Annotated in this window: 7 protein-coding genes; 3 read left to right on the plus strand and 4 right to left on the minus strand. The window is 37.3% G+C overall.

What is annotated here, in order from left to right; translation table 11 throughout:
* Positions 1 to 540, minus strand: a 540-nt coding sequence (locus tag SGJ10_10400) for a hydroxymethylglutaryl-CoA lyase (protein ID MDZ4758526.1), incomplete at its 3' end; no start/stop codon positions are given.
* Positions 541 to 659: 119 nt separating this feature from the next.
* On the opposite strand from SGJ10_10400, the gene SGJ10_10405 reads away from it, so the two are divergent.
* The 3 genes from SGJ10_10405 to SGJ10_10415 all read left to right on the plus strand — a co-directional run bounded on the left by SGJ10_10405 (position 660) and on the right by SGJ10_10415 (position 5,391).
* Positions 660 to 3,284 (plus strand): DUF349 domain-containing protein, encoded by a 2,625-nt coding sequence (locus SGJ10_10405; GenBank protein ID MDZ4758527.1) that lies wholly within the window; start codon positions 660 to 662, stop codon positions 3,282 to 3,284.
* 203 nt (positions 3,285 to 3,487) lie between these two features.
* Positions 3,488 to 4,129, plus strand: a complete 642-nt coding sequence (gene pdxH, locus SGJ10_10410; protein ID MDZ4758528.1) for a pyridoxamine 5'-phosphate oxidase — start codon at positions 3,488 to 3,490, stop codon at positions 4,127 to 4,129.
* Positions 4,130 to 4,251: 122 nt separating this feature from the next.
* Positions 4,252 to 5,391 carry an ATP-binding protein gene (locus SGJ10_10415; GenBank protein MDZ4758529.1) on the plus strand — a complete coding sequence of 380 codons (1,140 nt, stop codon included), beginning with the start codon at positions 4,252 to 4,254 and terminating at the stop codon, positions 5,389 to 5,391.
* 90 nt (positions 5,392 to 5,481) lie between these two features.
* Here the strand turns inward: SGJ10_10415 and SGJ10_10420 are convergent, their stop codons facing one another.
* The 3 genes from SGJ10_10420 to SGJ10_10430 form a co-directional block, all read right to left on the minus strand.
* The gene (locus SGJ10_10420; protein ID MDZ4758530.1) at positions 5,482 to 6,468 is read right to left on the minus strand and encodes a hypothetical protein; all 987 of its coding nucleotides are present in this window, start codon (positions 6,466 to 6,468) and stop codon (positions 5,482 to 5,484) included.
* A gap of 66 nt (positions 6,469 to 6,534) precedes the next feature.
* Positions 6,535 to 9,969 carry a lamin tail domain-containing protein gene (locus SGJ10_10425; protein MDZ4758531.1) on the minus strand — a complete coding sequence of 1,145 codons (3,435 nt, stop codon included), beginning with the start codon at positions 9,967 to 9,969 and terminating at the stop codon, positions 6,535 to 6,537.
* A 4-nt stretch (positions 9,970 to 9,973) separates the two neighbouring features.
* Positions 9,974 to 11,011, minus strand: coding sequence for an ATP-binding protein (locus SGJ10_10430; protein ID MDZ4758532.1), 1,038 nt, complete (start codon positions 11,009 to 11,011; stop codon positions 9,974 to 9,976).
* Positions 11,012 to 11,160 lie beyond the last annotated feature (149 nt).

Below are 11,160 nucleotides of genomic sequence, written 5' to 3' on the forward strand. Positions count from 1 at the left end.
AGGTTGGGCCGCTCCTACTGTGTCGGCCAATGAAATAATAGTGATTCCAAGTGCCTGCATTTTATTGGTCCAATCCGCTACAATATCTACATTCCATGCGTCACCATAAGGATTGCCAAAACCCATAGAAATATATACTACTAATGTTTTATTATACTTCGTGCAAAGTTCTTGCATCTGTTTTACCAGGTCAAAAGCATCCGATTGTGCAGTGTTTGTATTTCTATGCTGAAAAGTTTCGGAGATAGAAAACGGAAAACCCAAATAAGTTATTTCATTATAATGTATTGCAACTTCTGCCCCTCGCATATTTGCAACAATAGCGAGAAGTTTGGTATTAGTCATGTGCAGACCCTCAAGTACTTCTGCAGTATCAGCAAGTTGTGGAATTGCTTTGGGAGAAACAAAACTTCCAAAGTCCAGTGTATGAAAGTTGCAATTGAGCAAAGAATTTAAATAACTGATTTTTACATCGGTTGGAATAAATTCTTTCAACCCTTGCATGGCATCTCGCGGACATTCGACTATTTTTGCACTCATTTTTTTACAGAGTGCAAAGTTAAACCTATTTTAATTTCAGCATCGAATAAAAAATAAGTATGTCACCCTAATTTCTAATCGAAAGATTATCAATTTTTTAAAAAAAGAATTAACAAAAAATGCAAGAAGATGCAACCCTTGAGCCTGAAAAAGGTACTTTACAAGTTGAACCAAGAACCAAAAACGTAATGAACGAGCAAGAAAATCTACCCGTAGACCGCAACAAAGAAACTACTGAAGAACTAGACAACGACGAGACCCTTGAAGCACAAGCTTTAGCTGAGGAGAAAGTGGAATCTGAATTGGAAACTCCTGTAACGCCAGAAGCATCTGAAATTATTGAAGAAACTTCCATCGCTGAAAAAGTAATGGAAGAGGAAACAATACCAGTAGCAGATCCTGAATTGGAAACGCCAATTGCCGAAATTGTTGAACCTGCGGCAAAAGAAGTTACAGAATCTCCTGTCACTGAAATTTTATCGAAAGAAACAGAAACTCCCGCTGCCGAAATTGCAGCAGAAGAGCCTTCAGCAATTGCAGCAGAAAAAAATATAGAAACTCCTGTTGCTGAGATTGCAGCAGAAGAGCCTGCAGCAATTGCAGAAGTAAAAATAGAAACTCCTGTTGCTGAGATTGCAGCAGTAGAGCCTGCAGCAATTGCAGAAGTAAAAATAGAAACTCCTGTTGCTGAGATTGCAGCAGAAGATCCTGCAGCCAAAGCAGAAGAAGTTAAAGAAACACCTGTTGCTACAATAGAAGCAGAGGAGCCTGCAGCCATCGCAGAAGAAGTTGTAGAAACTCCTACTTTAATAACAAAAGCAGATGCGACAGCAGAATTGATTGCAAATACATCTCCTGATTTGAGTGTGTTTGATACCCACGACGAAGACCATAGTGATGACCATGCACCAGAATATGTATCCGAGGCAGAGGTTGCCAATTTGAAAAAACATAGCAAAGAAGAATTGGTTTCAATGGCTTGGGAAGCCGCTAAGCTGCCCGAATTGAATGAGGCTTCACAAACTTTCAGAAAATTACGTCCTATTATAGAAGTACTTTGGAATGCCGATTTTCAAGGAGCATTACAATTGTTTATTGAGAATGGCGGTGTTCGCGAAGATTTTGAATACAATGATCCTACCAAAGAAGAATATAATAGTGCTTATAAAGAATTTGCAAACCGTAGAGAAGCTTACCGCAAACAATTAGAGCAAGAGAAGATTAAAAATTTAGAAGCCAAGCGTGCAATCTTAAATCAAATAAAAGAAATTGCCGAGCAGGAAGATTCAAGTGGCAGCCTTCAACTTATAAAAGATTTGCAGCACCAGTGGAAAGCCATTCGTGCTATCCCTAATGAAGCCCGCGAAGAGCTATGGAATAAATATACTTATTTCCTCGACAAGTTTTATGATAACTTGGGCATCAATAACGAATTAAAAGAACTTGACCGCCGCAAAAACCTTGAAGTAAAAATAGAGCTTTGCAAAAAAATGGATGTCTTATTGGAAGAAACTTCTTTGCGTAAGACTATCATCATGCAGAAGAAATATTGGGAAGATTGGAAGAATACGGGTCCTGTTCCCATGGAAGCCAAAGACATGATGTGGGAGCGTTTCAAAGAAGCTGCTGATAAAGTATATGATCAGATAACTCAGAAATATCAAGCATTTGAAGGCGAACGTCAGATAAATTTGGATGCCAAAATTGCACTTTGTGAAAGAGCAGATGAGCTAACACAATTTGAGGCCAATACTGCAAAAGAATGGGTTGCCAAAATAGATGATGCCAATAAATTATTTGAAGAATGGAAAGCTGTTGGGCCTGTTTCCAATAAGTTGAGCGATGAAATTTGGGAACGCTTTAAAGCCGCTATCAACAAATTTTATGACAACAAAAATACCTTCTTCAAAAATATAGAAAAAGCCCGCAGCGAAAACCTCAGAATTAAAAACGAGTTATGCACAAAGGCTGAAGAGTTGCAGAATAGCGAAGATTGGGGTAATGCGACAAAAAGCCTTTTAGCTTTCCAAGACGAATGGAAAAAAACTGGCCCTGTGCATGAGAAACATAGTGAGAAAGTTTGGACCCGTTTCCGTACCGCATGTGATGTATTTTTTGAAAGGAAGAAAGAATTCTTCGCTTCTAAAATTCAAGATGAAACCAAAAATCTAGAAGCCAAAAAAGAAATCATTGCCAAATTGGAAGAACTTGCCAAGGCTGAGAACTCAGAGGATTTGATTGAACGCGTAAAAACACTCCAAGACGAATGGGGCAATTATGGTTTTGTACCCATCAAACAAAAAGATGATATACAACGACGTTTCAAAGCAGTGCTTGATGCCATATATCAGCGTATTCGTAAAGATTTCCAAAGCAATAATGTGACCCGCCACCGTAACCATTACGAAGTGATAGCACGCCAAACTGATGGCAAAGACATGTTATATAGCGAAGAGAAACGTTTGAGTGAGAGAATCAAACTCATGAAACATGATATTGATACTTGGCAAAACAATATGGGTTTCTTTGCAAACAGCAAAAACTCGGCTGCCTTCACCAAGCAAATTGAAGATAAAATAAAGGATGCTCAGAAGAAAATAAGCGGACTTATGGACCAACTTCGTACACTTCGCAATGTGAAAACTGGTAAGCCCGAAGAAGTAAAAACTGCAGCCCCTACCCCACCGGCAGAAACCAAAACTGAGGAACCAACGGTGGAGAGCCCTGCAAACACAGTAGAATAATTAGTCATTATTATTATAATAATAAGCCGTGTATTTAACGATATGCGGCTTTATTTTTGTTTGCATAAATGGAGACCAAAAAATGTAATAATGTATATTCCGCCACAGGCGGAGAACTATTTTAGTTTAAGAATTGGTATAACTTCACATTATCTATTAAGATATTTTCTGTGGGTTAATTTATATCTACATTTGTGCCTGATATGGATAAAGATATATTACAACAGATGCGTGCCAATTATGCCATGGGCATACTCAACAAAGAGGAAACATTGGCAAGCCCTTTCGAGCAATTTGAACTTTGGTTTGAACAAGCCATCAAATCGGAAGTGAATGAGCCGAATGCCTTTGTGCTAGCTACATGCACGGTCGAAGGGAAGCCCTCTGCACGTGTAGTTCTAATGAAAGGTTTCGATGATAATGGACTGGTATTTTATACAAACTATGCAAGCCGCAAAGGCAAAGAGCTCAGCGAAAATCCTTATATATCTTTGGTATTTAACTGGCTCGATTTGCAAAGGCAGGTACGCATGGAAGGCAAGGTGCAAAAAGTATCGGAAGCAGAATCAATACAATATTTTAATTCACGTCCTTTCGAAAGCCAAGTGAGTGCGGCTGTTTCGCCACAAAGTCGTGAAATAGAAAGTAAAAAAGAATTACAAGAAAAAGCCAAACAATTGATGATAGGTGGTCGCCATGATGTGATGAAACCAAAAGATTGGGGAGGCTATTTAATACATATAAATTATTTCGAATTTTGGCAAGGTAGACCCAATAGGTTGCACGATAGAGTTGCTTATAAACAAGAAGGCAATGCATGGAAAATTGTGACTTTAGCCCCATAACTGATTTTATACCTTAAATTACACTTCTCGAAAACCATTATCTATCTAAGCTCTGCGGGGAAATAAAAAAAATTACGCAAAATGCGTAACGCATTTTGCGTAATTTTGAATACCTTTGTGGAATGATTGAAAAGTATAATCCATTTTTAGTTTCTGGTTACAAAGATCCTGATACTTTTTGTAACCGCAAACAAGAAACTAATATTCTGACTCGCAACATAAAGAATAGAATAAATACTACCTTGTTTGCTATTAGAAGAATTGGAAAGACCGGGCTTATCCAACATCTTTTTGAAGGACTTAGCAAAAATAAAAAAATTGCCTGTATTTATGTAGATATATATGCGACCTCAAGTTTAAAAGAATTTACCAATACTCTTGCAACAGCCATTTATAAAAAATTTCCTCAAAACAAAGGTGTGGGAAAATTAATTGTTGATTTTATTAAAACATTTAGACCCGTATTGTCTTATGATGCACTAAGTGGTAGCCCTGAAATAAGTATAGAACTAGCCCGCCCCAAACAGTATGAACAAACCATTCAACAGTTATTTGAATTTTTAGATAAACAAAATATACAAATTGTTTTTGCTATTGATGAGTTTCAGCAAATAACAACTTACCCTGAAAGAAATACTGAAGCTTTCTTACGCACTTATATACAAAGATTAAAATATGTATCTTTTATTTTTTGCGGAAGCAATCAAAAAATTATGCATGAAATGTTTAATAGTGCTAAACGTCCTTTTTATGCCAGTTGTAGCAATTTAAATTTAGACTTTATTAAACCCGAAGATTATAGTAATTTTATTGAAGGCCAATTTAAAATACATAAAAAATCAATTACAAAAGATGCAATTGAGTATATATTAGAATGGACCTGCTTGCATACTTATTATACCCAATATTTGTGCAATAGATTATTTGCAAAGAATTTTAAAGCAACAAACCTAGAGCATGTAAAGGAAACATGCTTCGATATTCTAAATGAGCAGGAAAGCATATTTTATCAATACAGAAACTTATTGACAACTAACCAGTGGGATCTTTTAAAAGCAATAGCAAAAGAAGAATCTATCAGCCGATTGCATAGCAAAGAATTCTTGAAGAGATATCATTTGGGCACTACCTCAACCATTAGTAGGAGTATAGAATCGCTACTTGCCAAAGAACTTATACATAAGGAAGTTGGTAAAGAACAAATGTCATATTCTGTTTCTGATAAATTTTTAATGAGGTGGTTGCAGCGACAACAGGGTTAGTAATCAAGGCCAGTAATGCCCACTGCACTTCAATATTCTGATAATAGTTTATACCGAAACTCAATATTAAACACACTCGATTCTAAAATACTACGGTTTTCTAAACCCTAATCCTGCCGTAATTGGGCTCACATATATATAATACTTCGTACTATCGCTAATGGGCAACCCTATTTGATCATGATTCGTATTGCGGCTGCTAAATATACCTAAGCCGTTGTTTATATTTGAATAGTCTGATTTTTTTTGCACGATTGACAAACTAGGTTTATTCAAGGCTATATAGTTCGACAATTCTTCTCCAGCACCGTATAATAGCACATCGCAGGTGTCCATACTACGCCATACGCCAGGTGTTTTGGGGATATTGCTTGCAATTTGGTTGAAAAAATTCCCACCGTCCAAATCAAATTTTACTTGCCTGCTGCTTTTGGGATCATTTACAAATATATTTTTTGCAGCTACCCAACTAAAGGAATGTCTGCCTAGTAATTGGTTGCTCACTGAATCATATTCGGCGTAATGCAAAGTAAGTGTGGCTTCATATTCATAGGCCTTTTTCCCAGTATAAAAATAGTATGCTATAGTTTGATTCGGATATAAAGAGAACATCGATGTTTTGGTTTGTATAAACGAATTATAAACCATACTAGTATTGCTGGTATACTCTTTACCTGTACGTGGATTTTTTATATGTAAATTATAGGAGGCTGTTGGGCTTAATTTTTCAATTGAGGTATATAGTACAGCATCAGTAGATGCGAATACACCTTGTTGTTTGGGTGCATTATAATCGGGATAGAAATTAATATTCTGCACAATAGTGCTACCATCCATTATCCTTATAGCTACCTCTAGCGTATCAAAATATATAGAATCGCTAACCCCCGCCACACGCACCGCATCGCTGCCTGTATTGAGGAAAGATTTCTCGACACGTATATAATGTATAGGCTCGTTGGCATCGAGCAACGCATATACTACTGCTGTTTCTTTCCACTCGGCATTAATCGCTATATCGTTTTTGCATGATGTAAAAACTGATACTAGTAATATAATATATATAATATTTTTCATTTAATAATTTTCATTTGTATAATGATTGGCAAATCTGGAACCGCCACCATTAACCATTTACCATTATCACAGTTTTTTCTCTACCAAGGCACATACTTTCCTGCTTTTTCCTGTTTTGCCCGTTAGGTTATAATAATCGAGCACTATAATATAATGCCCCACTGCTGCTCTATCGCCATTGTCTTTAAACCCGTTCCAGCTCACTGATGCATTGGTACCAAACACTTGCCAACTAGCCAGTGTTTTCACCAAATAACCATTTACGTCATATATATATAGTTTGCCTGCATATCCTCCGTTTACAAATTTGATATTAATATTCAAAACATCGTCAATACCATCCGCATCGGGCGAAAATACCGTAGGTGAAATTTCCAATAAATCGTCGCCAGTTGTTGTGCCATTATACTGACTATTTGCATATCCAGGCGTACCAAAACCTACCGATCCTGCAGCACTCTGCCAATTGGTAATTTCATTGGTGGGCCGGGTAAAATTAACACGTTCGAGGCTCACGCCTTCATCATCGTCAACCAATAAATGGTGCATGTTTTTATTATATTCAAATTTATCTACCTCCTGCAAATTGTTATTGAGTATAACAATACCCCCTTTATCATCGAGATAGGAAGGGAAATTAGTAACATTGCAAAACCAAAGGGGGTTAATAGTTTGATAATACTTTTTTATGATGTTTTCATCCTCGCTCAAGCATACATATTGACCGGGCAATACTATATATCCATCGGGAGCTGCGATAGTGACGCCACTATATTGCCCATCAACAATACTTCCCAATTGTAAATTTTTCAAATCGACGGCATGGTTGCTTTTATTATATAACTCTACATAATCCACACAACCAGATTTCGGATTGAACATGATTTCGTTTAACGCTAAATCGCCAGTATCAATAGCATCTGTGAGCATAAATTCGATGGCGTCATCGTAACCTTTATTACCACTACAATCGTAAAAACCTTTTACCGAAACTTTATATAATTTATGATGGCCAAAGGTATCATTATATATAAGTTCGTATACTGTATAATCGGGAGAAATTGATTGAATAGACACAGGTAATAAACCCCAATTACTTACTTCAATTGAATCAATATGTATAGAATTTGAATCGACTGGCTCGGCAAAATATAATATCAATCTATTAGCTGCTGGCACATATACCCTAGCCAGTGTTGGTTTTTGGTTATCGGGATTGGATGCTTGTACCGAATTGTTCCTGCCGGGTGTGCCACCAAGTTTGTCGCTAGTGGGTTTCCAATTGTTGATACCACCACAAGGGTTATCGGTATCAATCATTTCTAAACTCCAACCTCCATTTCTTTTCAAGCTATTACCATACCAAGCATCGCTATAATTTACGGTGTGTATTACTTGTCCGATTTCGTTAGTTATCGAAATTCTATCACCACTATTGTTTAATGAAGGGAACGACGAAAGTCCAATGGTAGTTGCATAAGGTGTCATTTTACTTACAAAAGCTTCGTGACACATAACCAAAAAACTATCGGGTCTTAGCACTGCAAATACAATTTTAGCTTTAGAGACGCCATCGCTAATGGTCCAATTTTTTATGAGTATTGGGCTTTTTGAACGGTTTTTTAGTTCCACCCATTCCATATTGGGCAATGGCGTGTTGGGTAATGGATTTGTATATATTTCATCGATTACGATGTCATTAAATTCTGCAATTTTATAATCTTGATATATAATAGTCCCTGTCATTTTTTGTGTATTCCCTTCACAATCGGATAGGCCAGTTATTTGCAAATTGTAGGGTTGACCATTCTTCATATTATTTGACAAAAGCAAAGTAATGGTATCGAAAGTGGTATTGATTTGTTTGCTTATTATAGATATAAAATTACTATAAGCAAATGTCGCACTTGCGAAAGATGATGCTGTGATTGGTTCTGACAGCGAAACCGAAACTGTATTTTGTGAAGTATAAAACAAATACGAAATATCGGGCGATGTTTTGTCAAGTATAGTGCTCAATATAGAATTACCTTTACCGGGTGTGCCGCCAATAGCATTTTTTGAAGCTGCCCAATTGGTAATGCCATCGCATTGGGTGAGCGGATTTATTCGTTCCATACTCCATCCTCCTTGTGCTTTGGTTCCATCATGGTACCACTTGTCAGTATAATTAACTTCATTGATTAGTTGACCCAAATTATTTTTAAGCGTTATTTTATCGCCTGTATTATTAAGCGAAGGGAAGCCATTTACAATTGCTATGGGGCCATATACTGCATAATCGCCCGATGATACATGTGAGCATAATATAATAAAGCTATCGGGAGGAATAGTAGGAGTGCCGAATGTGTTTGACAAGGTACCTGTGGATGTGCCATCACTAATAGTCCAATTGGTAAGATCGATACTAAATTTATTGGGATTATATAATTCGATAAACTCATAATCGGGCAAACCGATTTTAGGTGACTGATCGGCAAATAGTTCATTGATTAAAATAGGCTTTACCGTTTGTGTGGAATATACAAATGTCTTGTTCAACCCATTCACTTGGTTGGCAGCAAGGTCTTTTACATTATTTATTGTTAAAGTATAAGTGGTATTGATGGTGAAATTGTTTGCAAAAGTCAAGGTTACTGTTTGCAAATTATCAAATATTAAACTAGCTGGATTTCCAAGTCCGTTGTTTCCTATATAATTTGTTAAAACCTTTGCCGATGTTGCGTCCAACAATTCATCAAAAACTACTTCCAGTTTATTTACCGATAACACATTAATGGAGGCTAGGCCAGGCGGTATGGTATCTAAACTTGATTTTATAGTTATATCATCCCAATAAAAATTAAGCACATTGGTAGCAGTATATCTGCAATACATTCCTGTATATGATGTGGAGGTGAATTGGTTATCGGTGGCTGAGCCTTCTATTGCATAAGATTGCTTGCCCGAAGTATCGCTTAATAATTGCCACAAGCCACTTGTATTCCTTTGCACTTTCACACGTAGCTGATTCAAGGATTTACCAACGGTAGCAGGACGACCGGCAATAATCCTCACCCTATTTATTCCAGTTTGTTTATATAATGCTATGCTATCTGTTGTTCCTGTGCTTCCTCCCAATTGTATATAGTATCCGTTTAAACTTCCACTGAGGTCTTGTTGATCCGACATTAAATAATATCGGCAATAATTTTGTAAACTAGGGCTCAGATTAAACTTCACCCAAAAGCTCCATTCAGTATTGGATACCATGGTTGAAGGAGTTGAGAGATATGATACTTCGCCTCCCGTGCCATTGCTTTGTAATTGTTTGCTCCCGTTAATACTATATAGACTTGCACTTCCACTCCACGCTGGATTAGAAGTAAAATCTCCATCGTCAAAATTCTCGGTTACTTGTGCAAAAGCAGAATTGCAAAGTGTAGAAATACATAATATAAAAGCTATCCTCAACATCAGCCCACGAAAATAATGGTGATTGACCAATTTACCTATATACATTATGTTATGCTTTATCAAGGGTAAATCCAAATGTGGTCCCTTTACCATCAGTGCTTCGCACATGTATGGTTTGCTCGTGAGCCTCTATAATATGTTTCACTATGGACAACCCTAGTCCCGTGCCGCCTTCATCACGCGAACGCCCTTTGTCGGCCCTATAGAAACGTTCGAACAAACGGGGCAAATGTTCCTTGTCTATACCTTCTCCATCATCAGCTACTTCCGTTAATATATGCTCACCCATTTCATAAAAACCGATGCTTACCTGTCCATTATCTTTTCCGTATTGCACGGCATTCACAATCAAATTTACCAGTACTTGCCTTATTTGCGATTTATCGGCTTCCACCCAAAATGCTTCATCACAGCCATCTTTTATTCTTAAATTAATACCTCTATTGCTTGCCCGCATTTCTATCTGGTCAAATATTTCGTGAACCATTTCATTGATGTCAAACCGTTCCATTTCAGGTTGGTTCTCCCCGCTTTCCAGTTTAGAAATATTGATGAGGTCTTGTACCAAGTCCCCCATCCTATCGGCACTTTTGGCGGCCTTCTCTAAAAATTTGATATTCACCTCTGGGTCGTTGATAGCACCGTCAATTAAAGTATGTATATATCCTTGCAAATTAAAAATAGGTGTCTTTAATTCATGACTCACATTGCCCAAAAACTCACGCCTGAAAGCTTCTTGCGTGCGTAGCTCTTCCAATTCGATATTGCTACGGGCCATCCAGCCTATTACCTCATTGTTCACTTCGCCAATGGGGTCCGATTCCAAATTAATCCTTTTAATAATGGGGCTGCCCTTCTTATGACTTTTCACATCGTGAATGGTTTTATATATCAATTTTATTTTACGATATATAAATACTTCCAAGGCATAGTATACCGCCACAAAAGACGATAAGGCGATAATACCAAAGAGAAATACGGCTACATTAAATTTATGCGAGATAATAAATGCCACGGTACTGCCCACAAAAGCCACAATAAATGCGGTGAGCAGCGAAATCATGGTGGGTGTGGGGTTGCGGAACATGTGGGATTGTGAATGCAAATATAAAGTATATGAATTACTAATATGCTTAAAAACAAAAAAGCTCAGCAATAAATTACTGAGCTTCGATTGTCTCGTCCAACAGACGAGAGGATTCGAACCCGTCTCGTCCAATTAGACGAGACCGTGAC

The sequence above is a fragment of the Bacteroidota bacterium genome (assembly GCA_034439655.1).
Taxonomy (GTDB): Bacteria; Bacteroidota; Bacteroidia; order UKL13-3; family UKL13-3; genus CANJUD01.

Bases quoted from the DNA above. Each gene is read 5' to 3' on its own strand.
- SGJ10_10405 (MDZ4758527.1), top strand. From the start codon at position 660: ATGCAAGAAGATGCAACCCTTGAGCCTGAAAAAGGTACTTTACAAGTT.
- pdxH (MDZ4758528.1), top strand. From the start codon at position 3,488: ATGGATAAAGATATATTACAACAGATGCGTGCCAATTATGCCATGGGC.
- SGJ10_10415 (MDZ4758529.1), top strand. From the start codon at position 4,252: ATGATTGAAAAGTATAATCCATTTTTAGTTTCTGGTTACAAAGATCCT.
- SGJ10_10420 (MDZ4758530.1), bottom strand. From the start codon at position 6,468: ATGAAAAATATTATATATATTATATTACTAGTATCAGTTTTTACATCA.
- SGJ10_10425 (MDZ4758531.1), bottom strand. From the start codon at position 9,969: ATGTATATAGGTAAATTGGTCAATCACCATTATTTTCGTGGGCTGATG.
- SGJ10_10430 (MDZ4758532.1), bottom strand. From the start codon at position 11,011: ATGTTCCGCAACCCCACACCCACCATGATTTCGCTGCTCACCGCATTT.